We start from the raw sequence: 25,331 nt of genomic DNA, 5'->3' as shown, positions 1-25,331 counted from the left end.
TCACGTAAGGAGCCTTCATGACACAGGGTGCGCACAGCAGTCCCGGCCGGCGGACCGTCCTCGGAGCGGCGGCCGTCCTCGGCTCGGCCGCCCTCTCCGTGGGCGCGGGAGCCACCGCGGCACAGGCGCACGGGCGCCCCGCCGGTGCCCGTCCGCGCCTGCCCGTGCCGACGGTCATCGCCCACCGGGGCGCCAGCGGCTACCGCCCCGAGCACACCCTCGGCTCCTACCAGCTCGCCCTCGACATGGGCGCGGACGTCATCGAGCAGGACCTCGTCCCCACCAAGGACGGCCACCTGGTCTGCCGCCACGAGAACGACATCACCGGGACGACCGACGTCGCCGACCATCCGGAGTTCGCCTCCCGCAAGACCACCAAGACGGTCGACGGCACGTCCCTGACCGGATGGTTCACCGAGGACTTCACCCTCGCCGAGCTGAAGACGCTGCGCGCCAAGGAGCGCATCCCGGGCACGCGCCAGGAGAACACCGTCTACGACGGGCGCTGGACCATACCCAGCTTCGAGGAGGTGCTGCGCTGGGCCGAGAAGGAGGGCCGCCGCCGCGGCCGCCCGGTCTGGCTGTACGTCGAGACCAAGCACCCCACCTACTTCCGGGGCCTCGGCCTCCCCCTGGAGGAGCCGCTGGCCAAGCTGCTGCGCCGGTACGGGCGGCACGGCGCCGACTCGCCGACGTTCCTCCAGTCCTTCGAGCCGACCAGCATGCAGCGCATGGCGAAGCTCGTCTCCACGCCGCGCGTCGTGCTGCTGTGGACCCCGGACGACCGCCCCTGGGACTTCCGCGAGGCGGGCGACCCGCGCACCGTCGCCGACCTGATCACGCCCGAGGGCCTGAAGTGGATCGCGTCGTACGCGCAGGGCATCGGCCCCCTGCTCGACCTCGTCATCCCCAAGGACAAGGACGGCAAGCTCGGCAAGCCCACCACCCTGGTGCGCGACGCGCACGCCCGGGGTCTGGTCCTCCACCCCTACACCCTGCGCAACGAGAACAGCTTCCTGCCGGCCGACTTCCGCCGGGGCACCGACCCGGCGGCGTACGGGGACGTCTTCGGCGCGTACAAGGCGTACTTCGCCACCGGCATTGACGGCATCTTCACCGACCAGCCGGACACCGGCCTGCTGGCGGCGGCGGACTTCCGCGCCGCCCGCTGACCCGCCCCGCGCGTCAGCCCACCGCCGCGCGAACCGCCCGTCCGGGCGGTTTCGGGCGGCGGTGGCAACCGGGGAGCGGCCCCGCCGTGTCGTGCCCGGCATGACGCCCCCCGACGCACCTCCCGCCCGCCACCCGGCCCCCGCCGGGCCGCCGTCCGCCGCCCGGCACCCGGCCCCCGCCCCGCCGTCCGCCGCCCTTCCCGAACCGCTTCGCACCCTCACCGCGCTGCTCGCCGCCGAGTCGGAGGCGGAGGCCGCGGCCGCCGGGGTGGAACCCGGTGACCTGCAACAGGCCGTATGGCTCAGGCTCCTGGAGCGCCTCGACGGCGGACCCGGCATGCCCCGTGACCCCGCCGACTGGCTGCGCCGTGCCGTCAGGGCCGAAGCCCGCCGCGCCCGGCGCACCGTCGTGCGCGAACTGCCCTACACGGCTGACGGGCCCGGTACGGACGCGGGGCCCGAGGGGGCCGCGCTGGTCGCCGAGCGGCGCCGGGCGCTGCGTACCGCCGTCGCCCGCACGCCCGTCCACTGCCGGCGCCTGCTGACTGCCATGCTGTCGCCCAGCGACCCCACGTACCGCGAAATCGCAGGAGAGTTGGGTATCTCACAAGGCAGTTTGGGGCCAATGCGTTCCCGTTGCCTGGGATGCCTGCGCAGAATGCTCGCGGCAGAGGTTGCCGTTCCTGCGCATCGGGGAAAGGAGCGGTAGACCCACAGGGCGGATCAGGTGAGCCGGAGGCATGCATACATGGGCATGAGCGTGACCATCTCAGCGGCGAGCGCGCAGGACGCCGAACAGATCCTCAAGCTTCAGTACCTGTGCTACCAGAGCGAGGCCGAGCTCTACGGCGACTACGGCATCGAGCCCCTCACCCAGTCCCTCGACGACCTGAAGGCCGAACTCGACCGGGGCCACGCCCTCGTCGCCCGGCTCGGGGACGAGGTCATCGCCTCCGTGCGCGGCGAGCTCGACGACACCGGCACCGCCACCATCGCCAAGCTCATCGTCCACCCGAGGCTGCGCCGCCACGGTCTGGGCGGCCGCCTCCTCGACGCCATCGAGGAGTACTTCGCCTCCGGCCGGTCCCCGGCCGCCAAGCGCTTCCAGCTCCTCACCGGCCACCGCAGCGAGGGCAACCTGCGCCTCTACCGCAAGAGGGGGTACGAGGCCGTCGCCACCCAGGAGGTGGGCCCGCGCCTGACCCTCGTCACGCTGGAGAAGGCCGCTTAGCCCTCCGCAGCCAGAGAATCCCGGTCACCGGCAGCAGCACCGGGATGAAGACGTACCCGTACCCGTAGTCCGACCAGACCGTGGCGTCGGGGAACGCACCCGGGTCGATCAGCGTCCAGGTCCCCACGGTCAGCACGCCCACCAGCTCGGCGGCGCAGCACACCAGCGCCGCCTTGCGGGCGGTCTCCCCGCCCCGCACGAGGGTGTACGTGATGAAGACGTACACCACGGCCGCCAGCGCCGACAGCGTGTACGCCAGCGGCGCCCGGCCGAACTCGGTGGCGATCTGCAGGACCGAACGCGACACCGCGCCGACCGACATCACCCCGTACAGCCACACCAGCAGCATGCCGGGCCCCTTGGCCAGACCGCGTCCCGCCATCTCAGACCGTCCAGATGTCGTGGAGGCGCACTTCCAGCACCGCCAGCACCACCGCGCCGGCCGCGACGGTCGCCGAACCCCAGCGCGTGCGCTCCGCCAGCGACAGGAACCCCGCCGCGGGAACCGCGCACACCGCGCCCACCAGGTACGCGAGGAAGATCGCCGTGCCCTCGTCGGCCTCCCCGCCCCCGGCCAGCCGCACGATCCCGACCACGAGCTGCGCCAGAGCCAGCACGGACACCACGGCCATGCCGATGAAGTGCCAGTCCTTCGTCGGCTGGTCCCGGTACGCGGCGAAGCCGCACCAGGCGGCGAGGGCGAGCGCGGCCACGGACACCGCGACCGTCAGGGCGTCAAGCATGGGCCCGAGACTATTACGGGCCAAAAGACCCGGTGCGACCGCCCCCGGCAGCGGAAACGTAGGCTCCATGACCATGAAGATCCACGCCGAAGCCCTCCTGTTCGACAACGACGGAACCCTCGTCTCCTCCCTGGAGTCGGTCAACCGCTGCTGGAGCAGGTGGGCGGCGGAGTACGGCATCGCGGCGGAGGACTTCGCCCGGGTGGAACTGCACGGCCGCCCGGCCGTCGAGATCATCACCGAGCTGCTGCCCGCCGGCCGGGCCGGCGAGATACCCGCGGCCCTCGCCCGCATCGAGGAGCTGGAGGTCGAGGACGTCCCCGGCGGTGTGGAGCTCCTGCCCGGCACCCTCCGTCTGCTCGGCTCCCTCCCGGCCGGACGGTGGGCCGTCGTCACCTCCGCCACCCGGCCGCTCGCCGAGGCCCGGCTGCGCGAGGCCGGCATCGACGCCCCGGTCGTGATCTGCGCCGACGACATCACGCGCGGCAAGCCCGACCCCGAGCCCTACCTGCTCGCCGCCGCGCGGCTCGGCGCCGACCCGGCCCGCTGCGTGGTCTTCGAGGACGCCCCCGCCGGACTGGCGGCCGGCCGCGCCGCCGGAATGACGACCGTGGCCCTGACCACAACCCACGACCGCTCCGCGCTCGTCGCCGACGCCGTCGTCACCGACCTCTCGGACGTGTCCGCCCAGGCCGCGGCGGACGGTGTGGAGATCACCGCGGTGGCCCGCGCGTCCGCATGACGAACAACGGACGTCCGCTATTCGGACGGTCGACCGGGGCTCGAGGAGGTGTCTGGTTTACTGGCCCGCATGACCACGACGAGCTGCCGCACCCTTGCGACCGAGGCGATGACGACGCCCGGTGCTCGTTGTATGTGTCGAATGTGCGCCTTCTGAGGGCCCCTGCCTGAGCCTCGCGCCCCGAAGCGAGACCCCGACAGCCATGCCGTGTCCGTAAGCGACCCAAGTCGACGGACCGCGCCTGCCCCGCGCACGTGCCCCCTCCGGCCACCCGCCGAACCAGCCGTGCCGCGCGTCGGAACGACGAATTCCCGTGCCCGGCGGACACCGCGCCGCGCACTCGACAGTGACGGAAACCCCTGTGATCACCACTACGGGCCTGACCAAGGTCTATGAGTCGCGAGGCCGCCAGGTCACCGCTCTGGACGGCGTCGACCTGCACGTCCGCGAAGGCGAGGTCTTCGGCGTCATCGGACAGAGCGGCGCCGGCAAGTCCTCGCTCATCCGCTGCGTCAACCTCCTGGAGCGCCCCACCTCCGGCACCGTGACGGTCGACGGCGTCGACCTCACCGCGCTCGCCGGACGAGGCCGCCGCGCCGGCAAGGACCTGCGCCGGGCGCGCAGCCGCATCGGCATGGTCTTCCAGCACTTCAACCTGCTGTCCTCGCGGACCGTCCAGGACAACATCGAACTGCCCCTGGAAATCCTCGGCGTCTCCGGCGCCGAACGCTCCCGCCGCGCCCTGGAACTCCTCGACCTCGTCGGCCTCGCCGACAAGGCCAAGGCCTACCCGGGCCAGCTCTCCGGCGGCCAGAAGCAGCGCGTCGGCATCGCCCGCGCACTGGCCGGCAACCCCAAGGTGCTCCTGTCCGACGAGGCCACCAGCGCCCTGGACCCCGAGACCACCCGCTCCATCCTCCAGTTGCTGCGCGACCTCAACCGGCAGCTCGGCCTGACCGTCCTGCTCATCACCCACGAGATGGACGTCGTCAAGCAGATCTGCGACTCCGCCGCCCTGATGAAGAGGGGCCGGGTCGTCGAGACCGGCACCGTCGCCGAGCTCCTCGCCACCCCCGGCTCCGAGCTGGCCCACGAGCTCTTCCCCGTGACCGGCGAGGCCACCGGACCCGACCGCACGGTCGTGGACGTCACCTTCCACGGCGAGACCGCCACCCAGCCGGTGATCTCCCAGCTCTCCCGCACCTACAACGTCGACATCTCGATCCTGGGCGCCGCCATGGACACCGTCGGCGGGAGGCAGATCGGCCGCATGCGCATCGAGCTGCCCGGCCGGTACGAGGAGAACGTCGTCCCCGTCGGCTTCCTGCGCGAGCAGGGCCTCCAGGTGGAGGTCATCGACGAGGAACCGCAGGTGCCCGCGCAGGGCCTGGTCGAGGAGATCGCGAAGTGACCTGGGAAGAGATGCGCCCCCTGCTCGAGCAGGGCACCATCGACACGCTCTACATGGTGCTGTGGTCCACCGTCGTCACCGTCATCGGCGGCCTGCCGCTCGGCGTCCTCCTCGTCCTGACCGACAAGGGCGGACTGCTCCAGAACCGGCCGGTGAACAAGGCCGTCGGCGTGGTCGTGAACATCGGCCGCTCGCTGCCCTTCATCATCCTGCTGGTCGCCCTGATCCCGGTCACCACCCTGGTGGTCGGCACCTTCATCGGCCCCACCGCGATGATCGTGCCGCTGTCCATCGGCGCCATCCCGTTCTTCGCGCGCCTCGTCGAGACCGCGATCCGCGAGGTCGACCACGGGCTCGTCGAAGCCGTCCAGTCCATGGGCGGCGGGATACCGACGATCGTGTGGAAGGTCCTGCTCCCGCAGGCCCTGCCCTCCCTGATCGCCGCCCTCACCACCACCGTCATCACGCTGATCAGCTACTCGGCGCTGGCCGGCGCGGTGGGCGGCGAGGGGCTCGGCTCCAAGGTCATCACCTACGGCTACCAGCGCTTCGAGACCGGCTTCATGCTCATCACCGTGGTGCTGCTGATCGTCATCGTCACGGTCATCCAGCTCATCGGCGACCTGGCCGTACGGCTCCTCGCACGCCGGGGCCGCACCGCCTCCTGACTTCCCCCCGAACAGCCCGCACTCCTTGTCCGGGCGTTGTCCGCACCACCAGAAAGAGGCACTTTTCGTGCGTAAGAACATCAAGATCACCGGCACCTTCGCCACCATCACCGCCCTCGCCCTCGGCCTCACCGCCTGCGGCACGGCCTCCGACCCGGCCTCCTCCAAGGGCGGCTCGGGCAAGGCCGACGCGTCCGCGCCGCTCGTCGTCGCCGCTTCCCCGACGCCGCACGCCGACATCCTCACCTACGTCAAGGACAACCTGGCCGAGAAGGCCGGCCTCAAGCTGGAGGTGCGGGAGTTCACGGACTACGTCCTGCCGAACACCGCCACCCAGAGCGGCCAGGTCGACGCCAACTACTTCCAGCACAAGCCGTACCTGGACGACTTCAACAAGAAGAACAACACGACCGTCGTCCCGGTCGTCAACGTCCACCTGGAGCCCCTCGGCCTCTACTCCAAGAAGCTGAAGTCCCTGAAGGACCTCAAGGCCGGCCAGACCGTCGCCGTCCCCAACGACACCACCAACGGCGGCCGCGCGCTCAAGCTGCTCGCCGACAACGGCGTCATCACCCTCAAGGACGGCGTCGGCGCCAACGGCAAGCTGTCCGACATCAAGGACAAGAAGGGCCTGGAGTTCAAGGAGCTGGAGGCCGCCACCGTCCCCCGCGCCCTGAACGACGTCGACGCCGCCGTCATCAACGGCAACTACGCCATCGAGGCCAAGCTCAGCCCCGCCAAGAACGCCCTCGCCCTGGAGAAGGCCGAGGGCAACCCGTACGCCAACTTCCTCGCCGTCAAGAAGGGCAACGAGAAGGACGCCCGCGTGCGCAAGCTCGCCGAGCTCCTCAACTCGCCCGAGGTGAAGAAGTACATCGAGGACACCTACAAGGACGGCTCCATCGTCCCCGCCTTCGGCGCGGTGAAGTAACCGCCCCGCACCCGTCCCCAACGCCCAGGCCCCGCGCACCCGTCCGGTGCGCGGGGCCTGCCGCGTATCGACGCGTCCGTACCGACCCGGCCATGCGCACCACCGGCTGCATGCTGCATGCTGTGCGTTCACGGCCTTTACGGACGGTCCCCGGCATGGAGCTGCGCATGACTACCACCTTTCCGGACATCTCCATCAGCACGGAACGGTTGGTGCTGCGCCCCTACGAGGAGCCGGACGTCCCCGCGCACACCGAGATGATGAACGACGAGATGGTCGTCGCCTGGACCTCCGTACCCCACCCGTACACCACGGCCCACGCCGAGGACTGGGTGCGCAGGATCGCTCCTGCGGAGCGCTCCGAGGGGCGCGGTGTCGTCCTCGCCGTCACCGAGTTCCTCACCCAGCGCCTCGTCGGCACCGTCCACCTCCGGAACACCGACTGGCGCATCCGCGCCGCCGAAGTCGCCTACGTCACCGCCCCCTGGGCCCGCGGCGAGGGGTACGCCACCGAATCCGTCCTCGCCGTCGCCCGCTGGCTCTTCCACGACCAGAGCTTCGAGCGCCTCGAACTGCGCACCGCCGCCGACAACACCGCCTCCCAGCAGGTGGCCCAGAAGATCGGCTGCATCAGCGAGGGCGTCCTGCGCAACGCCTGGATAGCGCGGACCAGGACCGAGGACGGCGGCTGGACCGACATCAGGACCGACCTGATCGTGTGGAGCCTGCTCCCCGAGGACCTCGAAGGCGCCGCCGACCGGTTCACCGACACCGGATACTCCTCGTTCACCGACTGGAACTGACAGCCGGTACGCTCACCAGCACTCCATCCGACCTGCACCAACACCCCAGGAGACAGACGAAGATGGCCGACCGGGTCACGGTGATCGGCTGGGACGGCTCACCCCTCACCGCCGCCGCCAGGTCCGCCCTCTCGGCCGCCACCCTGGTGGCCGGAGCGGCCCACCACCTGGCGCTCCCGGAGATCCCGCCCGCCGCCGAACGCATCCGCCTCGGCAGCGTCGACCTCGCCGCCCGCCGCATCGCCGCCCACCGCGGCACCGCCGTCGTCCTCGCCGACGGCGACCCCGGTTTCTTCGGCGTCGTCCGCACCCTGCGCGCACCCCAGTACGGCCTGGAGGTGGAAGTGGTGCCCGCCGTCTCCTCCGTCGCCGCCGCCTTCGCCCGCGCCGGCATGCCCTGGGACGACGCCCACATCGTCGTCGCCCACAGCCGCACCCTGCGCCGAGCCGTCAACGTGTGCCGGGCCCACCCGAAGGTCGCCGTGCTCACCTCCCCGGGCGCCGGCCCCGCCGAGCTGGCGCTCCTCCTCGACGGCGTCCACCGCACCTTCGTCATCTGCGAGGAGCTCGGCACCGAGCGCGAGCAGGTCACCGTCCTCACCTCCGACAAGGCCGCCGACCACGCCTGGCGCGACCCCAACGTCGTCATCGTCATCGGCGGGTCGGCGGCGGGGCACGGCGGCGGCTGGCTGATGGGCCGCGACCCCGGAGCGGTACGCGGCTGGGGACTGCCCGCGCACGCGTACGGGGGCGATCTGCGGACCGGCGAGTCGGCCGAACTGCGCGCCGCCCAGCTCGCCCGCCTCGGCCCCCGCGCGGGCGACCTCGTCTGGGACATCGGCTGCGGCGCCGGGGCCCTGGCCGTGGAGGCCGCCCGGTTCGGCGCGGCCGTGATCGCCGTCGACGAGGAGCCCGCCGCGTGCGCCCGTACCGAGGCCGCCGCCCGCCACTTCGGCGTCCTGGTCCAGACCGTGGCGGGGCGCGCGCCGCACGTGCTGGAGCGGCTGCCGGAACCCGACGTCGTACGCGTCGGGGGCGGGGGAGTGCCCGTGGTCGCCGCCTGCGCGGACCGCCGCCCCGAGCGGATCGTCGCGCACGCCACCACCCGGGACGAGGCCGAGGCCATCGGCGCGGCGCTGACCGACGGCGGGTACACGGTCGAGTGCGCCCTCCTCCAGTCCGTCGACCTGGACCCGGGCACCTGGACGGAACGCGACCGCTCGGTCGTCTTCCTGCTGTCCGGGCACCGGCCCGCGCCCTCCCCGTGACCATGTCACTACGGGACGGAAGGTAGGCTGGCCGATCGTTGTACCGCAGTCGGGCCTTCGGTGGTTTCTTCGCCAATGTCCGGAAAAAGGGACCCCCTTGAGGGGCCCGATGTGGTACAGCGCTACCGGGGGGTTGCGCAACGTGGCGCAGTCCACAGCCGACGGTGGCGGATCACGCTGCCACGGCGGCCGAAGGCCGCGACAATACGTGATGTCCGCGTGCCGTTCGTGCCGCGCGGCGCGCACGCTCGTTCTTGTTGGCGGGCGACGGTCTGAAGGAGCACAACCGATGGGCGAGGGGTACGCATGACTGACACCGGCCAGGTCCCGGGCGAGGGGCAGCCGGAGAGCGCGGGCATGGTGGAGCAGCCGGGCATCCCCGCTCCGGGCGCGTACACCTTCCTGGACCCTTCCGAGAACGCTGCCGAGGACGACGACCTTCTGCTGATGCCGGGCTCGCAGGGAGCCTGGAGCGAGCCGCACGCCGGTGCCGCCCCGGCGCCCGCGCCGATGGCGATGCCCCCGGCCCCCGCGCCGGAGCCCCTGGCGGTGGACCCGGTGGGCGCGGCGGTGATCGCCGAGCAGCAGGCCCAGGCCCAGCACGCCCAGTCCCTGTACGAACCGGTCGCGCAGTCCCAGCCGGTCGTCCACGAGCCCGTCGAGCAGGCCGCCCCGGTGTACGAGGCCGCCCCTGTCCACGAGCCCGCCGCCCATGAGGCCGGCGCGCACGAGGCCGGTGGCCGTGACTCCGGTTCGGTCGACCTGACCGCTGTACGGATGCAGGAGGCGGCCCCCGCGGCGGTGCCCGAGCAGGCCGTCCACGCCCAGGCCCCGGCGGCCGCCGCACCCGCGCGGCGCCCGCTCCACATGGGCCCCCCGGTGCCCGGCGCCTCCGGTGGGGTCGTCCGGTCGCTCGCCGACCGCGGCCCCGCGAACCCCGGCCCGGCGGCCCCGGGTCCGATGACCCCCGGCCCGGCCACGTCCGGCGGGCTGGAGTACCTGGACGTGCCGCGCGAGGAGCCGGCGTCCGCGCTGCCCGGCCCGCAGCTCGGCGAGCTCCCGCCGCAGAGCGCCGAGCCGTGGTCACAGCAGCCACAGCCGCCCCAGATGCCGCAGCCTGTCCCAGCAGAAACGGTCGTTCCGGAACCGGCGCCCGCGCCGGCCGGGCAGTTCGTGCCGGTCGAGGGCTCCGTCCCGACCGCGCCGCACCTCGCCCCGACGCCGCCCGCCCCGGAGCCCGCGCCCGAACCGGTCGCGGTCGCCCCGCAGCCGGTCCCGGTCACGGCCCCGGAGCCGGAGCCCGCGCCGGAGGCCGCCGTGACCGTCCCGGCCCCCCGCGACGGCGGTGCCCCCGCCCCCGTGGACCAGGCCCCCGAGCAGGTGGCCCCCGAGCCGGTCGCCCAGCCGGTCGAGGCCCCCGCCGAGCAGGTGGCCCCCGAGCAGGCCGTCACCGAGCAGCCGGTGGCCGCGGAGCCCGCGCAGCCGCAGCCGGCCGAGCAGCCCGAAGCGGTCCAGCAGCCCGGTGCCGTCCCCGGGGCCGAGGCCCAGGCCGCCGAGCCGCAGCAGCCGGTCGCGGCCGCTCCCGTGGCCGCCGAGCCCGCCGCCGTACCCGTACCGGAGCAGGTCCCCGCCGAGCAGGTCCCCGCCGAGCCCGTCGCCGAGCAGGCTCCCGCCGAGCTGGTTCCCGCCGAGCCCGTCGCCGAGCAGGTTCCCGCCGAGCAGCCCGCCCCCGTGGTGGAGCAGCAGCCCGAGATCCTGGAGGCGGACGCCACCGAGCGGCCCGCCGCCGAGCCCGCCCCGGTGGCGCCGGAGGCCACGGCTCCCGAAGCACCCGCCCCGGAGACCACGGCCCCGGAGGCCACCGCTGCCGAGGCGCCCGCCCCGGAGGCCACCGTCCCCGAGGCGCCCGCCCCGGAGGCCACCGACGCCGAGGCACCCGCCCCGGAGGCCACCGCCCCGGCCCCCGCGTACGACGACGTCGAGCGCGAGGCCGTGCTGCGCGTCATGCGCGAGCGCCGGGACATCCGCAACGGCTTCCGCAGCGACCCGATCCCGCACGAGGTCCTCCTCCGCGTCCTGGAGGCGGCCCACACGGCACCGTCCGTCGGCCACTCGCAGCCCTGGGACTTCGTCGTCATCCGGTCCGCCGAGACCCGGCGCACGATGCACGAACTCGCCCAGCGCCAGCGCGAGGCGTACGCCAAGTCGCTGCCGAAGGGCCGGGCCAAGCAGTTCAAGGAACTGAAGATCGAGGCCATCCTCGACACCCCGGTCAACATCGTGGTCACCGCCGACCCCACGCGGGGCGGCCGCCACACCCTGGGCCGGCACACCCAGCCGCAGATGGCCCCGTACTCCTCCGCGCTCGCCGTCGAGAACCTGTGGCTCGCCGCCCGCGCCGAGGGCCTCGGCGTCGGCTGGGTCAGCTTCTTCGACGAGCGGGAGATGGTCCGCGCCCTCGGCCTGCCCGAGCACCTCGAGGTCGTGGCGTACCTGTGCGTCGGGTACGTCGACGAGTTCCCGGAGGAGCCGGAGCTGATGCAGGCGGGCTGGTCCAAGCGCCGCCCGCTGTCGTGGGTCGTCCACGAAGAGACGTACGGCCGCCGCGCCCTGCCCGGCGAGGAGCCGCACGACCTGCTCCAGGAGACGGTCGCCAACATCCGCCCGCTGGACGCGAAGGCGCTCGGCGAGGCGTGGGAGCGGCAGAAGCGGATGACCAAGCCGGCCGGCGCGCTCGGCATGCTGGAGATCATCTCCGCCCAGCTCTCCGGCCTGTCCCGGGTGTGCCCGCCGCCCATCCCTGAGCCCGCCGCCGTCGCCATCTTCGCGGGCGACCACGGAGTGCACGCCCAGGGCGTCACGGCCTGGCCGCAGGAGGTGACGGGCCAGATGGTGGCCAACTTCCTGGGCGGCGGTGCGGTGTGCAACGCGTTCGCCAACCAGGTCGGCGCCGAGGTCTGCGTCATCGACGTGGGCGTCGCCGGGGACCTGCCCGCCACCCCCGGCCTCCTGCCGCGCAAGGTGCGCCCCGGCACCGCCGACTTCACCACCGGTCCGGCGCTCGCCCACGAAGAGGTCCTGGCCGCGATCGAGGTGGGCATCGAGACGGCCCGCGACCTGGTCGCCGCGGGCAACAAGGCGCTGCTCACCGGTGAGATGGGCATCGCCAACACCACCGCGTCCGCCGCGCTGATCTCCGTCTACACCGACGTCGACGCGGCGGAGGTCACCGGCCGGGGCACGGGCATCAACGACGAGATGCACGCCCGCAAGGTGGACGTGGTGCGGCGCGGTCTGGAACTGCACCAGCCGGACCCGGCCGACCCCATCGGCGTCCTCGCCGCCGTGGGCGGTCTGGAGCACGCGGCGCTCGTCGGGTTCATCCTGGGCGGTGCCTCGCTGCGGACGCCGGTCGTCCTCGACGGCGTCAGCGCCGGTGCCGCGGCCCTGGTCGCCCGGGCCATCGCCCCCGAGGCGCTGGCGGCCTGCATCGCGGGCCACCGCAGTGCCGAGCCCGGTCATGTGGCCGCCCTCAACAAGCTGGGCCTGCGTCCCCTGGTGGACCTCGACCTCCGCCTCGGCGAGGGCACCGGCGCCCTGCTGGCCCTCCCCGTGATCCAGAGCGCCGCCCGGGCGATGCACGAGGTCGCGACGTTCGACTCGGCGGGCGTCACCGAGAAGTGACGCGCACGGGGGCCGGCACCACCCGCGCCGGCCCCCGCACCCCGGCGCCCCCGGCCCCGTTCCGGGCGCCGCCCGGGCGAGGCGGGGCGGGGGACACCCCACAGCCACCGGTAGCGCGCATGTGACGCACCGCCCAACTGGTCGGGCGCCGCCGCACCGTAAGGTGGTCGCAGGCGCCCCACCGCCGCTCCACCCCTCGCCCCACCAGCCGCTTCACCGTCGCAGCGGCCTCGCACACCGCACCACCGCCTCGCCGAGGAGCCGCACCGCCATGGCCGAGTACGCCGAGCACCCCGCCTACCCCGTCGGACTGCGCCTGACCGGGCGCCGCGTCGTCGTCATCGGCGGCGGCCAGGTCGCCCAGCGCCGCCTCCCCGCCCTCATCGCGGCCGGCGCCGACATCACGCTGGTGTCCCCGTCCGCGACGCCGTCCGTCGAGGCCATGGCGGAGGCCGGCGAGATCACCTGGGTCCGGCGCCGGTACGAGGACGGGGACCTGGCCGACGCCTGGTACGCCCTGATCGCGGCCACCGACCCCGAGGCCGGCGCCCGTGCCTCCGCCGAGGCCGAGCGCCGCCGCGTCTGGTGCGTACGCTCCGACGACGCCGAGGCGGCCACCGCCTGGACCCCGGCCACCGGCCGCAGCGAGGGCGTCACCGTCGCCGTGCTGACCGGCCACGACCCGCGCCGCTCGGCCGCCGTGCGGGACGCCATCGTCGAGGGGCTGCGTGACGGCTCCCTCGCGGCTCCGCACCACCGCGCCCGTACCCCGTTCGTCGCCCTGGTCGGCGGCGGCCCCGGCGACCCGGACCTCATCACCGTGCGCGGCCGGCGCCTGCTCGCCGAGGCCGACGTGGTCATCGCGGACCGCCTCGGCCCCCGCGACCTGCTCGACGAGCTGCCGCCGCACGTCGAGGTGATCGACGCGGCGAAGATCCCCTACGGCCGGTTCATGGCCCAGGAGGCCATCAACAACGCGCTCATCGAGCACGCCAAGGCCGGCAAGTCCGTGGTCCGCCTCAAGGGCGGCGACCCGTTCGTCTTCGGCCGGGGCATGGAGGAGGCGCAGGCGCTGGCCGAGGCGGGCATCGCCTGCACGGTCGTCCCGGGCATCTCCAGCTCGATCAGCGTGCCGGGCGCGGCCGGCATCCCGGTCACCCACCGGGGCGTGGCGCACGAGTTCACCGTCGTCAGCGGCCATGTCGCCCCCGACGACCCGCGCTCGCTCGTCGACTGGGCCTCGCTCGCCAAGCTGACCGGCACCCTCGTCATCCTCATGGGCGTCGACAAGATCGGCGCGATCGCCGAGGCGCTGGTCGCGCACGGCAAGGCCCCCGACACGCCGCTCGCGCTGATCCAGGAGGGCACGACCGCCTCCCAGCGGCGCGTGGACGCGACCCTGGCGACGGTGGCCGAGCGGGTCAGGGCCGAGGACGTGCGCCCGCCCGCCGTGATCGTCATCGGCCCGGTCGTCGGCGAGGGCCCGCACAAGCACACCCGTTGAGCACCGTTGGCACCCCGTACCGGACAAGGCAGTATCACCCTGTGGCCGATCTCATCACCATCGACGATCCCGACGACCCGCGCCTGCGCGACTATACGGGCCTGACCGACGTCGAGCTGCGGCGCAGGCGCGAGCCCGCCGAGGGGCTGTTCATCGCCGAGGGCGAGAAGGTCATCCGCCGGGCCGGGCAGGCCGGGTACGAGATGCGCTCGATGCTCCTGTCGGCCAAGTGGGTCGACGCCATGCGGGACGTCATCGACGAGGTCCCGGCGCCCGTGTACGCGGTGGCGCCGGACCTCGCCGAGCAGGTCACCGGCTACCACGTGCACCGCGGCGCGCTCGCCTCCATGCAGCGCAAGCCGCTGCCGACGGCGGAGGACCTGCTCGCCGGCGCCCGCCGGGTGGTCGTCATGGAGGGCGTCAACGACCACACCAACATCGGTGCCATCTTCCGCAGCGCCGCCGCCCTCGGCATGGACGCCGTCCTGCTGTCGCCGGACTGCGCGGACCCGCTCTACCGCCGGTCCGTGAAGGTCTCGATGGGCGCCGTCTTCTCCGTCCCGTACGCCCGCCTCGAAGGCTGGCCCAAGGGCCTGGAGGCGGTGCGGGAGGCGGGCTTCAAGCTGCTCGCGCTGACGCCCGACGAGAAGGCCACCAGCATCGACGCGGCTGCCCCGCACCGCCTGGAGCGGGTCGCCCTGATGCTGGGCGCGGAGGGGGACGGCCTGTCCACCAAGGCGCTGATGGCCGCCGACGAGTGGGTGCGCATCCCCATGGCGCACGGCGTGGACTCGCTCAACGTGGGCGCCGCGGCCGCCGTCGCGTTCTACGCGGTCGCCACCGGCCGCCCGGAGGCGTAGCCCCCCGGCCTATCCCTGGAGGCCCTGCGCCGCCGCGATGCCCAGCAGCACGATCAGCGTCACCACCACGAAGACGAAGATCCGCTGACGCAGCAGGCGCGGGTTCGCGGGGCGCATCCCGCCGCCCGCGCCGGTCCGCACACCGGGCCGTGAGGCCGTCCGGCCGCCGCCGCCCGTCCGGGGCGCCCGTGCCGGATGGCGCGGCGACGAGGCACGCGGGGCCTGCGCGCCACGTGCCCCGGGGGCGGGGGTGCGGCCCTGGGTGGTGCGTTCCGTGTAGCGCTCGGTCAGCCGTCCGGTGGGCCGGTCGTCCACGGGCCTGGCGGCCGGTCGCGTGGCGGGCGGGCGGGCGTCGGACAGCCCCTGCGCCTCCCGCGCGGCGATCTCCTTGAGCCGCATGGACAGTTGCAGCGTGCTGGGACGTTCCTCCGGGTCCTTGGCGAGGCAGGCCCGTACGAGCGGCGCCAGCGCGTCCGGCACGCCGTGGAGCTGCGGCTCCTCGTGCACCACCCGGTAGAGCATGACCTCGGAACTGCCGTGCCCGAAGGGCGAGTCCGCCATGGCCGCGTACGCCAGCGTCGCCCCGAGCGCGAAGACGTCCGTCGCCGGGGTCACCGCGGCGCCCCGCACCTGCTCGGGCGCGAGGAAACCGGGCGAGCCCACCGCCGTGCCCACGTGGGTGAGCGTGGACGCGCCGGTCGCCCAGGCGATGCCGAAGTCGATGATCCGCGGGCCCTTGGGGGAGAGGAGGATGTTCGACGGCTTCAGGTCCCGGTGGACCACCCCGGCCTCGTGGACGGCGACCAGACCCTCCGACAGGGCGGCGCCGATCGCGGCGACGTCGGCCGCCGACAGGGGGCCCTCCTCGGCGACCTTGTCGTGCAGGGAGGGACCGGGCACGTACTGGGTGGCGAACCAGGGCCGGTCCGCCTCCAGGTCGGCCGCCACCAGCCGGGCCGTGCACCCGCCGCGGATGCGCCGTGCGGCGGACACCTCGCGCGCGAAGCGCGACCTGAACTCCTGGTCCTCGGCGAGATCCGGCCGGATCACCTTCAGGGCCACCCGCTGCCCGCGCCGGTCGGACCCGAGGTACACGACCCCCATGCCGCCCGCGCCCAGCCGCCGGTGCAGCCTGAATGAGCCGACGACACGCGGATCCTCGCGCCGGAGCCGCATCATCGCCATGTCCGTCCCCTACCTACGGTGGGGAGGCCCCACCCCGCTACACCGGTGTCCGTTTGACGTGGCACAGCTTACGTACCCACGCCCCGGCGCGCTCATAGGCCGCGCCCTCGCGGCCGGATCGATTGTCAGTGCCGGTCGGTCCCCCCGACGGGTGTCACCGCCCAATGGCCGCCGTGCGCAAGGGGATTGATCATCCGTCGGGCCCGGCAGCGCGGGGGCGCCGGGCGGACCGTGAGCGACGTCACCCGCCCCACGGGACCCGCCGGCCCCTCCGGGAAGACCCTCAGACCCGGTGACGCGTCTCCACCCAGGGGAGTACGCCGTCCGGTGGCGGCTCATCCTCCGGGAGGCCCGCCAATGGGTACGCGGGCATGACGTGCGGGGGCCGCCGCTTCCCTAGTGTTGAGGTCAAGCGGCGGGTGCAGCACTCGTCCCCCGAGGTCCGACACCCGCCGCTTCCCGAAACGAACAGGAGGGAACCATGGCGGACACGGCAACGCGGACGATGATCCGCACGCGGGGTCGCACGTCGGGACGCCGTCACCCGCTGGTGGCGACGGCGATGGTTCTCCCCCTGGCCGCGCTTCTGGTGGTCGTCTTCGGCGGCTGGGAAGCGGTGGTCACACAGGCGTCGTCCGTGGGCGTGATGCTGGGGCGCTGAGCGGCGCCCCGGGCCCGGGAGAGCGGCCCGGGCCGGGGACATCCGGCCAACAACCCCGTGGGGACGGGGGTGCGGCGGACGGCAAGCGGTGGCCGGCGGCTGGGGAGCCGCCGGCCACCGCTTTCTCCCGGCCGCACCGAGCGGCGCCCGCCGACGGGTGCGGGCCGCTGTTCCCGGCCGCGGGGAGGAGGGGCCGTGCGGGGTCCCCCGGCCGATCGGCGGCGACCGATGGCCGCGGGACCGGGTGGGCACTCCGCCGACGGCGAGGAGGTGCGCCCGGAGGGGCCCCGCCCCCGGCACTCCGGCCCGAGCACACCCGTAAGGTCGGGGCGTGCACCAGGAGACCGAACCGCTCGTGCGGGAGCTTGACGCCGTCGCCCGGCGTGCCGTGCCCCACCAGGCGTGCCGCGCCTGTGGCGAGTCCGGCACCGTCCTCGCCCACCGCCCCGACGGCACCGTCGTCCGCCACGGTGCAGCCGTGGCCAAGGCGCACGCCCCGGACACGGAGACCGCCGCCCACAGTGCCCGCCTCGCGGTGGCCGCCCACCCGCGTCTGGCCGGGGTCCTCCTCCCGCCCCTGCCGGTGACCGCCCCCGGGGTGCACGGCCGCCCGGTCAGCGCCTGGCCCTACGGCAGCCCCGTCGACCCGGACGACCCGGACGGCGCGCCCTGGGAGGAGGCCGCCGCGCTGCTGGCCCGCCTGCACTCCGTACCGCCCGCCGAGCTGCCCGGGCCGCTGCCGCCCATGCGCGGCCCCGCCAAGGCGGCCCGGGCGGTGGCGCGCATGCGGGCGGCCGGTGCGCATCCGGCGGCCGCGCCGGTCCTGGCTGCCTGGCACCGGCTGCCCGCCTGGGCCCGGGGCGAGGCGCCCGACCCGGGGGCGGCGGTCTGCCACGGCGACCTCCACCTGGGCCAGCTCGTCCGCCACCCCGCGCACAGTGGCCCCTGGCTGCTGATCGACGTCGACGACCTCGGGCTGGGCGACCCCGCCTGGGACCTGGCCCGCCCCGCCGCCTGGTACGCCGCCGGGCTGCTGGCGCCCGCCGTGTGGGACCGGTTCCTCGGCGCCTACCGGGCGGCGGGCGGCCCGGCCGTGCCCGCGGACGGTGACCCCTGGCCCCGGCTGGACGTGCCGGCCCGCGCGCTGACCGTCCAGACCGCCGCCCTGGCCATCGCCAAGAGCACCGCCGAGGAGCGTGAGTTGGACGAGGTCGAGGTGAGCGTCGTGGACGCTTGTACCAGAATCGCGACACTCCCACCCGAGTTGGACGACACGACTCCGTCGTAGGGTGATGACACCATCCGAACGGCGAGGAGTTGAGCCGAGCATGCAGTGTCCCAAGTGCCATGCGCCCATGCACACCTACAACCGCAATGGCGTCCAGATCGAGCAGTGCAGCGGCTGCCGGGGGATCTTCCTGGACTTCGGCGAGCTGGAGGCACTGACCCGCCTGGAGTCCCAGTGGGTCCAGCAGGCCCCGCCGGCGCCGCCGGCCGCGCACGCCCCCGCCTGGGGTGCCCCGCACCACGGCCACACCGGTCACCACGGCCACCGGCGCAGCTTCGGGCGGATGCTCTTCTCGTCCTGACGGGCACGAAGAAGGCCCCGGTCGCGTGGAGCGACCGGGGCCTTCGGGGTGGTGGACGATACTGGGATTGAACCAGTGACCTCTTCCGTGTCAGGGAAGCGCTCTCCCGCTGAGCTAATCGTCCTCGGGACCATGATCGAGGATCATGGGCACTGCGTGCGCGATACTGGGATTGAACCAGTGACCTCTTCCGTGTCAGGGAAGCGCTCTCCCGCTGAGCTAATCGCGCGGGGGATCCGAAGATCCAGTGGACGATACTGGGATTGAACCAGTGACCTCTTCCGTGTCAGGGAAGCGCTCTCCCGCTGAGCTAATCGTCCTTGGAGGTGGAGACGGGATTTGAACCCGTGTAGACGGCTTTGCAGGCCGTTGCCTCGCCTCTCGGCCACTCCACCAGGAGTGCAGGGGTTCGGGAATGATCCCCCACTTCGAGCGGACGACGAGATTCGAACTCGCGACCCTCACCTTGGCAAGGTGATGCTCTACCAACTGAGCCACGTCCGCTTGTCGTTTCCGTTTCGCTTGCGCGTCCCGGCGACGTGTTGAACTCTAGCGGATTCCCGGGCCAGTACAAAAACGCGTTTGCCCAGCGTGCTGCGCCGCCCCCGCTCCGCGCCAGGTCCGGAGCACCTCGGCGCCGTCCCGCCCGCCCCGGCCATAGACTCGCACCCGTGCACGACCTCGCTCCTCTGGCCCGCTTCGGCGGCCTCGTCGCAACCGACCTGCGGGATGTCACCAGTGACCCCGAGGCCCTGGACTCCGCGGGCTTCTGGGCCGTCTGCGCGGACTTCGAAGGCCGTCTGACCTGCGCCCGCTTCGGTGACGTCCGCCGCGCGCCGGTGCCCGCCCCCGTCCCCGGCGCCTGGTGCGGTCCCGCCGCCGGTGACTGGACGTCCTCGCTCGACCGCGAGGCGTACACCGCCGGCGTACGCAGGATCCGGGAGCACATCGCGGCCGGCGAGGTCTACCAGGCCAATCTGTGCCGGGTGCTCTCCGCGCCGCTGCCGGACCCGGCCGCCGACGTGGACGCGCTGACCGCCCTCCTCGCGCGCGGCAACCCGGCCCCCTACGCCGGAACGATTCGCCTGCCCGCCCACGGGGTGGAGATCGCCACCGCGTCGCCCGAGCTCTACCTGCGGCGCGACGGCGCCACGGTGGAGTCCGGCCCCATCAAGGGCACCGGCCGCACCGCCCAGGACCTCCTGGACAAGGACCGCGCCGAGAACGTGATGATCGTCGACCTGGTCCGCAACGACCTGGGACGGGTCTGCGCCACCGGCTCCGTCACCGTGCCGGAACTGTGCGCCGTCGAGCCGCACCCCGGCCTGGTCCACCTGGTCTCCACCGTGCGCGGCGAGCTCGCCCCCGGTGCGGGCTGGAGCGCGCTGCTGGAGGCCACCTTCCCGCCCGGCTCGGTCACCGGCGCGCCCAAGTCCAGCGCCCTGAGGATCATCGACGCCCTGGAGACCGCCCCGCGGGGGCCCTACTGCGGCGGCATCGGCTGGGTCGACGCCGACCGGCGCACCGGAGAGCTGGCCGTCGGCATACGCACCTTCTGGATCGACCGCACGGAGGGCGGAGGCGTCCTGCGCTTCGGCACCGGCGCCGGCATCACCTGGGGGTCCGACCCCGAGCGCGAGTGGGACGAGACGGAACTGAAGGCCGCCCGGCTGCTCGCGGTAGCGTCGGGCGCGTACGAGGCGAGCGGAAGGACACTCCGGACATGAAGCTGTGGGTCAACGGCGGGCTGTGCGACGCGGCAGCCGCCCGGGTCTCCGTACTGGACCACGGCCTGACCGTCGGCGACGGTGTCTTCGAGACGCTCAAGACGCAGGCCGGCCGGCCCTTCGCGATGGACCTCCACCTCGACCGGCTCACCCGCTCCGCACGCGGCCTCGGCCTGCCCGACCCGGACCTGGACGAGGTGCGCCGGGCCTGCGCCGCCGTGCTGGAGGCCAACCCCGTGCCGCGCGGGCGGCTGCGCATCACGTACACCGGCGGGATCTCCCCGCTCGGCTCCGACCGCGGCGACGCCGGACCGACCCTCGTCGTCGCGGTGGGCGAGGCCGCCCCCCACGTCGACAGCACCGCCGTGATCACCGTCCCCTGGACCCGCAACGAACGCAGCGCCCTGGCCGGGCTCAAGACCACCTCGTACGCCGAGAACGTCGTCGCGCTCGCCAAGGCCCACGAACAGGGCGCCAGCGAGGCGCTGTTCGCCAACACCGCCGGGCGGCTCTGCGAGGGCACCGGCTCCAACGTCTTCGTCGTCCTGGACGGCAAGCTGCACACCCCGCCGCTCTCCTCGGGCTGCCTCGCCGGCATCACCCGGGCCCTGACCGTCGAATGGACCGGCGCCCAGGAGACCGACCTGCCGATGGACGTCCTGGACCGGGCCGAGGAGGTCTTCCTGACCTCCAGCCTCCGTGACGTCCAGGCCGTCCACCGGATCGACGGGCGCGAGCTGCCCGGCGCCCCCGGGCCCGTCACCGCCAAGGCCATGCGGATCTTCGCGGAGCGCGCCGCGCAGATGTGAGCAGCCGGTCGCGGGGTGGGTAGAACGTAGGCGATGACCACCACCCTGCGGCCGGCCGGGCCGCTCCAGGAGACCCCCGACGGCGCCCGATCGCGCGTCTATGACATCTGTGTGAACAGCCGTCGCGTGGGCGCCGTCGAGCTCGGCACCCTGCCCGGGTACGGCCGGCCGGCCGGGGTGATCCGCTCCCTCGGCGTCGACGGCCCGGACCGGCGGCGCGGACGCGGCACGGTGGCCGCGCTGGCCGCCGAGGAGGTGCTGCGCGGCTGGGGCTGCGACCAGGTGACCGTCTCCGTACCGGCCGGTGCGACGGTCGCGCTGCGCATGGCGACCGCCCTCGGCTACACCGAGCGCAGCCGCAACCTGGCCAAGGACCTCGGCGCCCCACCGCCCGAGCCGCCCGCCGGCGTGCGGGTGCGGCCCATGACGGAGGCGGAGTTCCGGGAGTGGGAGGCCCGGTCCCTGGAGCGCTTCGCGCGCAGCCTGGCCGGGCACGGCGTACCGGAGGACCAGGCCCTGGCGCGCGCCGAGTGGGGCCGCCGCGAGCACCTGCCCGACGGGCTCGCCACCGAGGGCGCCGCGTTCCACGTGGCCGTCCGGGACGGCACCGCCGTCGGGCACCTGTGGACCGGCAGGCTCCGCTCGCCCTCCGGCGAGGAGATCCCGTTCGTGTACGACATCGAGGTCGCCGAAGGGCGGCGCGGCCAGGGGTACGGACGGACCCTGATGCTGTTCGCCGAGCGGATCGCCCTGGAGGCGGGGGAGCGCCGCATCGGACTGCACGTCTTCGCCGACAACACCCCGGCCCTGCGGCTCTACGAGTCGCTCGGGTACGCGACGACCCACGTCAACGGCTTCAAGCCGCTGCTGTAGGGCCTGGGGTCAGAGCAGGCCGCCCGGCTCGGCCAGGAGGCGGTCGGCGATCTCCTCGACGCGCTCGCGCAGCCCTTCCTGGCTCTTGCCGCCGTCCAGCCGCTCGCCGCCGATCACGTATGTCGGGGTGCCGGTGACGCCGATCGCCTTCCCCTCCGCCTGGTCGGCGTCCACGATCAGCAGGTGGCGGCCGTCGATGAGGGCGGTGTCGAACTCCTCGGCGTCCAGGCCCAGTTCCCGCGCCGTGTCGATCAGCACGCGCTCGCCCCCGGCCGCCAGCTCCCCGGTCCGGGCCAGCACCGCCTCCGCGTACGGCCAGCCCTTGCCCTGGGCGACGGCCTCCTCGGCGGCCTGCGCGGCGGCGTAGGCGTGCTTGTGCTTCTCCAGCGGGAAGTGCCGCAACCGCACCTCGAGCCGGTCCCCGTACCGGGCGCGCAGGGCGCGCAGGTCGTCCAGGGCGGCGTGGCAGTCGGGGCACTGGAGCTCGCACCAGACGTCGAGCACGACGGGCGTGGTGGTGCGGTCGGTCGTGGAGTCGTTCATGGGGGCAGTCTCCCAGGAGCGCGGGCGGCCCCCCAACCGGGACCTGGGGAGGAGAGGGCCCCGGAGATGTCCCGGAGATCCGCTCGGGGCCGGCCGGCGCCATGGCCGCGGCGCGGTCGCGCGGTGCAGGATGGAAGGAACGTACCGCCCCGCGCCCGCCTGGAGGACCGGATGCTTGCCGAGACGATTTGCTCCGCCGTGGCCGCCGCGGGGCTGGGCATCGCGGCGATCACCGCGTACCGCCGCAGGTTCCTCGCGGCCGCCCGCGTCGCCGCGTACGCGCTGGTGCCGGCCGGGCTGGTGATGACCGGTGCCGTGGAGTGGCTGGCCCGCACCGCCTTCAGCCCGGTGGCGTGGGCCGGTTTCGGGGTCCTGGGCCTGGCCTGGCTGCTCTTCATGACCACCCGGGCCGTCGAGCGGCGCCGGGGCGGCCCCGCGCCCGCCGAGGGGCGCCGGGGCCGCCGGGAGCGGCAGGAGCCGCGGCCGGCCGAGCCGGGCGCGTCCGCCCCCGCGCTCGGGACGGACGGCCGCGCCACGGCGAAGCCCGCCGACGACTTCAGCGACATCGAGGCCATCCTGAAGAAGCACGGCATCTGAGCCGTCGCCCGGGGAGCGCGGAGCCACGGGATGGGGTGAACTGCCCTGCGGATCATGGGCATTCGGCGTTCACGGGGGCGCCGGCTGCGCCATGATCGGCACCGAGATGCTGGAAACCTCGCGGGAGTCGTCCCCCGCCACCGACGAAGTCACCGAGGAGCGGCGCGGATGCCTGTTCGCGCTCTCCCAGCCACCGCTGATGATCTTCCTGGCGGTGATCGGCTGCCTGTTGCTGATGGCCGCCGTGCACGATCTGTACGTGCTGTGAGCAGGGGCTGAGCCGCCCCGCTCAGCCGGCCGCCGCCTCCTTGCGGCGCGCCCGGTACGCCGCCACATGGAGCCGGTTACCGCAAGTACGGCTGTCGCAGTAGCGGCGCGAGCGGTTGCGGGACAGGTCGACGAACGCCCGCCCGCAGTCCGGTGCCTCGCAGCGGCGCAGCCGGTCCTGCTCGCCGGCCACCACGATGAACGCCAGCGCCATGCCGCAGTCGGCCGCGAGGTGGTCGGCGACCGAGGCGCCCGGCGCGAAGTAGTGCACGTGCCAGTCGTAGCCGTCGTGGTCGGTGAGCTGGGGCGTGGTGCCCGCCGCGGCGACGAGCTGGTTGATCAGCTCGGCCGCGGCACGCGCGTCGGACGCCGCGAACACGTCGGCGAATCGTTTTCGTACGTCGCGCACGGCCCGCAGGTCCTGCTCGCCGAGCCGGCCGACACCGCTGACGTCGTGGTCCCGCACGAAGGCGTACAGGGCCGCGACGTCCCTGAGCCCGTCCCCCCGCCCGCCGTCGGGCGCGGTGTTCAGCAGATCGACGACGGTGTCGAGCGCGATCCTGGTGTCGTGAGGGATCAGCACGATTCGCTCCCTGGGCCGCGGCGGGCGGGCGCCCGCCGGATGGCGCCGACTCTAGCGGCTCCACCGGAAGGGGCCCCGGGCAGCGGTGGGGGAGGGGGCGCCCCCGGGCGGCCGGAAACGCGTCGGCGCCGCCGCCGCGGTGGTTTCCGCGACGGCGGCGCCGGTGTCGCCGTGTCCGGCCGCTCACGGCCGTACGAGCTCTCCGCGCGGCGCCGTCGCCCCGAGTCGGACGGCGCCGTGCGGCTGGCGGCCTGGCCTCAGCTTTCGGCCAGGATGTGCGAGAGCTCCGTGTCGAGATCGAAATGACGATGCTCGGTGCCGGGCGGCACCGCGGCGTCGGTCCGCTTCAGGAACGACTCCAGGGCGCGCGCCGGGGCCTCGAGCAGGGCTTCGCCCTCCGGGGAGCTCAGCGCGATGCAGACGACGCCCTGACCGTGGCTGCGGGACGGCCAGACTCTGACGTCGCCGGTGCCTGTGGGGCGGTGGAGCCCTTCGGCGAGAAGGTCGCGGGCGAACACCCACTCGACCGTCTCCTCGGCTCCGGTGTGGAAGGTGGCGTGCACGGCGTAGGGATCGGCCGTGTCATACCGCAGGCCCGCCGGTACAGGCAGTGAGGACTCGCTCGACACAACGAGGCGCAGGTGCAGCTCGCAGCTGACCGTGGTGTTCATAAGCGCCAGGGCCTTTCGCTCAGTGTGCGCTCGGGGATTCGCACGTCGGCGAAATCGACATGCCACCTACGGTGCCGTTGTAAACCCCTCTGTCTGTTTTGTGGCCCTTGAGGTACCTCGGATGGCGGTGTGCAACCGGCCGTTTGCGTCCATTCCGGTGTCCGGCTCGCGTCGGGTAGGTTGGGCTTCATGAACGCGGAGAGTGACGAGCGGAGGAAGGTCACCCCAGCGGTGACCACGTCCCCCGCCACGGGGGACGTGACGGAAGAGGTGACCGCCGAGCCGCCACTGGGCTCGCGGGCGCCCGAGTTCATCAAGGCGCGCCGGACGCTCCACATAAGCTGGCAGGTGGGCGTTTTCGTCGTCGGTCTGGCCGTCGTGGCCGCCGGTGCGGCGATGCTGGTGCTGCCCGGACCCGGCTGGGTCGTGATCTTCGGCGGCATGGCGATCTGGGCGACCGAGTTCGTCTGGGCGCAGCTCGTGCTCCGCTGGACGAAGCGGAAAGTGACCGAGGCGGCGCAGCGCGCACTCGACCCGAAGGTCCGCCGGCGCAACATCATCCTCACGACGGTCGGCCTGGTGATCATGGCGGCGCTGGTCGGCGTGTACCTGTGGAAGTACGGCCTCGCCCTGCCCTGGAACATCAAGCAGTGATCCACGGGCCCGGGGACGTGGTCGGGGGCACGGGCTGACATGCGGTAATGTTTGCGGTGCGCCCGGGCGATTAGCTCAGTGGGAGAGCGCTTCGTTCACACCGAAGAGGTCACTGGTTCGAACCCAGTATCGCCCACCACCCGGACCGAAGGCCC

Annotated in this window: 27 protein-coding genes and 6 tRNA genes; 22 read left to right on the top strand and 11 right to left on the bottom strand. The window is 73.6% G+C overall.

Annotation, left to right across the window (positions count from 1 at the left end; translation table 11 throughout):
* Positions 1–17: 17 nt before the first annotated feature.
* The 3 genes from E2B92_RS19430 (at position 18) to E2B92_RS19420 (ending at position 2,403) form a co-directional block, all read left to right on the top strand.
* On the top strand, positions 18–1,172 hold the full coding sequence (locus E2B92_RS19430; RefSeq protein WP_126885049.1) for a glycerophosphodiester phosphodiesterase: 1,155 nt from the start codon (positions 18–20) through the stop codon (positions 1,170–1,172).
* A gap of 100 nt (positions 1,173–1,272) precedes the next feature.
* Positions 1,273–1,881 carry a sigma-70 family RNA polymerase sigma factor gene (locus E2B92_RS19425; RefSeq protein ID WP_133087618.1) on the top strand — a complete coding sequence of 203 codons (609 nt, stop codon included), beginning with the start codon at positions 1,273–1,275 and terminating at the stop codon, positions 1,879–1,881.
* 39 nt (positions 1,882–1,920) lie between these two features.
* On the top strand, positions 1,921–2,403 hold the full coding sequence (locus tag E2B92_RS19420) for a GNAT family N-acetyltransferase (RefSeq protein WP_126888852.1): 483 nt from the start codon (positions 1,921–1,923) through the stop codon (positions 2,401–2,403).
* On the opposite strand, the gene E2B92_RS19415 is transcribed toward E2B92_RS19420, so the two are convergent.
* Together E2B92_RS19415 and E2B92_RS19410 are read right to left on the bottom strand one after the other, a co-directional pair.
* The gene (locus E2B92_RS19415) at positions 2,381–2,785 is read right to left on the bottom strand and encodes a hypothetical protein (protein ID WP_126888851.1); all 405 of its coding nucleotides are present in this window, start codon (positions 2,783–2,785) and stop codon (positions 2,381–2,383) included. The two genes, E2B92_RS19420 and E2B92_RS19415, sit on opposite strands and share 23 nt — an antisense overlap.
* 1 nt (position 2,786) lies before the next feature.
* On the bottom strand, positions 2,787–3,146 hold the full coding sequence (locus E2B92_RS19410; protein WP_126888850.1) for a hypothetical protein: 360 nt from the start codon (positions 3,144–3,146) through the stop codon (positions 2,787–2,789).
* A gap of 73 nt (positions 3,147–3,219) precedes the next feature.
* Between E2B92_RS19410 and E2B92_RS19405 the strand changes: the two genes are divergently transcribed.
* The 9 genes from E2B92_RS19405 to E2B92_RS19365 all read left to right on the top strand — a co-directional run bounded on the left by E2B92_RS19405 (position 3,220) and on the right by E2B92_RS19365 (position 15,017).
* A complete protein-coding gene (locus E2B92_RS19405; RefSeq protein ID WP_126888853.1) occupies positions 3,220–3,888 on the top strand; it encodes an HAD-IA family hydrolase in 669 nt (222 codons plus the stop codon).
* Between the two features lie 361 nt (positions 3,889–4,249).
* Positions 4,250–5,299 (top strand): methionine ABC transporter ATP-binding protein, encoded by a 1,050-nt coding sequence (locus E2B92_RS19400; protein WP_185923767.1) that lies wholly within the window; start codon positions 4,250–4,252, stop codon positions 5,297–5,299.
* A complete protein-coding gene (locus E2B92_RS19395; RefSeq protein ID WP_126888848.1) occupies positions 5,296–5,967 on the top strand; it encodes a methionine ABC transporter permease in 672 nt (223 codons plus the stop codon). Before E2B92_RS19400 ends, E2B92_RS19395 begins: the two co-directional genes overlap by 4 nt.
* Positions 5,968–6,034: 67 nt before the next feature.
* Positions 6,035–6,898 (top strand): MetQ/NlpA family ABC transporter substrate-binding protein, encoded by an 864-nt coding sequence (locus E2B92_RS19390; protein WP_126888847.1) that lies wholly within the window; start codon positions 6,035–6,037, stop codon positions 6,896–6,898.
* Positions 6,899–7,065: 167 nt separating this feature from the next.
* Positions 7,066–7,701 carry a GNAT family N-acetyltransferase gene (locus tag E2B92_RS19385; RefSeq protein ID WP_235023885.1) on the top strand — a complete coding sequence of 212 codons (636 nt, stop codon included), beginning with the start codon at positions 7,066–7,068 and terminating at the stop codon, positions 7,699–7,701.
* Positions 7,702–7,763: 62 nt separating this feature from the next.
* Complete coding sequence (gene cbiE, locus E2B92_RS19380) at positions 7,764–8,969, top strand: precorrin-6y C5,15-methyltransferase (decarboxylating) subunit CbiE (protein WP_126888845.1); 1,206 nt, start codon at positions 7,764–7,766, stop codon at positions 8,967–8,969.
* Between the two features lie 306 nt (positions 8,970–9,275).
* Complete coding sequence (gene cobT / locus E2B92_RS19375) at positions 9,276–12,653, top strand: nicotinate-nucleotide--dimethylbenzimidazole phosphoribosyltransferase (RefSeq protein WP_133087617.1); 3,378 nt, start codon at positions 9,276–9,278, stop codon at positions 12,651–12,653.
* Positions 12,654–12,924: 271 nt separating this feature from the next.
* A complete protein-coding gene (gene cobA, locus E2B92_RS19370) occupies positions 12,925–14,157 on the top strand; it encodes a uroporphyrinogen-III C-methyltransferase (RefSeq protein ID WP_126884611.1) in 1,233 nt (410 codons plus the stop codon).
* A gap of 41 nt (positions 14,158–14,198) precedes the next feature.
* Positions 14,199–15,017 carry a TrmH family RNA methyltransferase gene (locus E2B92_RS19365; RefSeq protein ID WP_126884612.1) on the top strand — a complete coding sequence of 273 codons (819 nt, stop codon included), beginning with the start codon at positions 14,199–14,201 and terminating at the stop codon, positions 15,015–15,017.
* A gap of 9 nt (positions 15,018–15,026) precedes the next feature.
* On the opposite strand, the gene E2B92_RS19360 is transcribed toward E2B92_RS19365, so the two are convergent.
* Positions 15,027–16,202 carry a protein kinase domain-containing protein gene (locus E2B92_RS19360; protein ID WP_126884613.1) on the bottom strand — a complete coding sequence of 392 codons (1,176 nt, stop codon included), beginning with the start codon at positions 16,200–16,202 and terminating at the stop codon, positions 15,027–15,029.
* Positions 16,203–16,683: 481 nt separating this feature from the next.
* On the opposite strand from E2B92_RS19360, the gene E2B92_RS19355 reads away from it, so the two are divergent.
* The 3 genes from E2B92_RS19355 (at position 16,684) to E2B92_RS19345 (ending at position 18,452) form a co-directional block, all read left to right on the top strand.
* Positions 16,684–16,863, top strand: coding sequence for a hypothetical protein (locus E2B92_RS19355; protein WP_126884614.1), 180 nt, complete (start codon positions 16,684–16,686; stop codon positions 16,861–16,863).
* A gap of 331 nt (positions 16,864–17,194) precedes the next feature.
* Positions 17,195–18,151, top strand: a complete 957-nt coding sequence (locus tag E2B92_RS19350; protein ID WP_126884615.1) for a phosphotransferase family protein — start codon at positions 17,195–17,197, stop codon at positions 18,149–18,151.
* 40 nt (positions 18,152–18,191) lie between these two features.
* A complete protein-coding gene (locus E2B92_RS19345; RefSeq protein WP_126884616.1) occupies positions 18,192–18,452 on the top strand; it encodes a TFIIB-type zinc ribbon-containing protein in 261 nt (86 codons plus the stop codon).
* A gap of 49 nt (positions 18,453–18,501) precedes the next feature.
* On the opposite strand, the gene E2B92_RS19340 is transcribed toward E2B92_RS19345, so the two are convergent.
* The 5 genes from E2B92_RS19340 to E2B92_RS19320 form a co-directional block, all read right to left on the bottom strand.
* Positions 18,502–18,576 (bottom strand) — tRNA-Val (locus tag E2B92_RS19340).
* Between the two features lie 33 nt (positions 18,577–18,609).
* A tRNA-Val gene (locus tag E2B92_RS19335) sits at positions 18,610–18,681 on the bottom strand.
* Between the two features lie 19 nt (positions 18,682–18,700).
* A tRNA-Val gene (locus tag E2B92_RS19330) sits at positions 18,701–18,772 on the bottom strand.
* Position 18,773: 1 nt separating this feature from the next.
* Positions 18,774–18,847, bottom strand: a tRNA-Cys gene (locus E2B92_RS19325).
* Between the two features lie 36 nt (positions 18,848–18,883).
* Positions 18,884–18,956, bottom strand: a tRNA-Gly gene (locus tag E2B92_RS19320).
* A gap of 167 nt (positions 18,957–19,123) precedes the next feature.
* On the opposite strand from E2B92_RS19320, the gene E2B92_RS19315 reads away from it, so the two are divergent.
* The 3 genes from E2B92_RS19315 to E2B92_RS19305 are packed head-to-tail and all read left to right on the top strand — an operon-like array spanning position 19,124 to position 21,861.
* A complete protein-coding gene (locus E2B92_RS19315; protein WP_160159766.1) occupies positions 19,124–20,179 on the top strand; it encodes a chorismate-binding protein in 1,056 nt (351 codons plus the stop codon).
* Positions 20,176–20,988: an aminotransferase class IV gene (locus E2B92_RS19310; RefSeq protein ID WP_126884618.1), complete on the top strand. Its 813-nt coding sequence runs from the start codon at positions 20,176–20,178 to the stop codon at positions 20,986–20,988. The genes E2B92_RS19315 and E2B92_RS19310 overlap by 4 nt, the downstream gene beginning before the upstream one ends.
* 33 nt (positions 20,989–21,021) lie before the next feature.
* A complete protein-coding gene (locus E2B92_RS19305; RefSeq protein WP_126884619.1) occupies positions 21,022–21,861 on the top strand; it encodes a GNAT family N-acetyltransferase in 840 nt (279 codons plus the stop codon).
* 9 nt (positions 21,862–21,870) lie between these two features.
* Here the strand turns inward: E2B92_RS19305 and E2B92_RS19300 are convergent, their stop codons facing one another.
* Complete coding sequence (locus E2B92_RS19300; protein WP_126884620.1) at positions 21,871–22,404, bottom strand: DsbA family protein; 534 nt, start codon at positions 22,402–22,404, stop codon at positions 21,871–21,873.
* A 171-nt stretch (positions 22,405–22,575) separates the two neighbouring features.
* On the opposite strand from E2B92_RS19300, the gene E2B92_RS19295 reads away from it, so the two are divergent.
* Together E2B92_RS19295 and E2B92_RS32705 are read left to right on the top strand one after the other, a co-directional pair.
* Positions 22,576–23,001, top strand: a complete 426-nt coding sequence (locus E2B92_RS19295) for a hypothetical protein (RefSeq protein ID WP_126884621.1) — start codon at positions 22,576–22,578, stop codon at positions 22,999–23,001.
* Positions 23,002–23,092: 91 nt separating this feature from the next.
* Positions 23,093–23,269, top strand: a complete 177-nt coding sequence (locus tag E2B92_RS32705) for a hypothetical protein (RefSeq protein ID WP_160159765.1) — start codon at positions 23,093–23,095, stop codon at positions 23,267–23,269.
* Between the two features lie 21 nt (positions 23,270–23,290).
* Here the strand turns inward: E2B92_RS32705 and E2B92_RS19290 are convergent, their stop codons facing one another.
* The gene (locus E2B92_RS19290) at positions 23,291–23,851 is read right to left on the bottom strand and encodes a CGNR zinc finger domain-containing protein (protein ID WP_126884622.1); all 561 of its coding nucleotides are present in this window, start codon (positions 23,849–23,851) and stop codon (positions 23,291–23,293) included.
* Between the two features lie 257 nt (positions 23,852–24,108).
* The gene (locus E2B92_RS19280; protein ID WP_003959770.1) at positions 24,109–24,522 is read right to left on the bottom strand and encodes an SsgA family sporulation/cell division regulator; all 414 of its coding nucleotides are present in this window, start codon (positions 24,520–24,522) and stop codon (positions 24,109–24,111) included.
* 189 nt (positions 24,523–24,711) lie between these two features.
* On the opposite strand from E2B92_RS19280, the gene E2B92_RS19275 reads away from it, so the two are divergent.
* Positions 24,712–25,176, top strand: a complete 465-nt coding sequence (locus E2B92_RS19275) for a TIGR02611 family protein (protein WP_126884623.1) — start codon at positions 24,712–24,714, stop codon at positions 25,174–25,176.
* 64 nt (positions 25,177–25,240) lie between these two features.
* Positions 25,241–25,315, top strand: a tRNA-Val gene (locus tag E2B92_RS19270).
* The last annotated feature ends 16 nt before the right edge of the window (positions 25,316–25,331 follow it).

The organism is Streptomyces sp. WAC05374 (assembly GCF_004353505.1).
GTDB lineage: Bacteria > Actinomycetota > Actinomycetes > Streptomycetales > Streptomycetaceae > Streptomyces.
The sequence above is the reverse complement of the archived record's forward strand: the minus strand, read 5'-3'. Positions and strand labels throughout refer to the sequence as shown.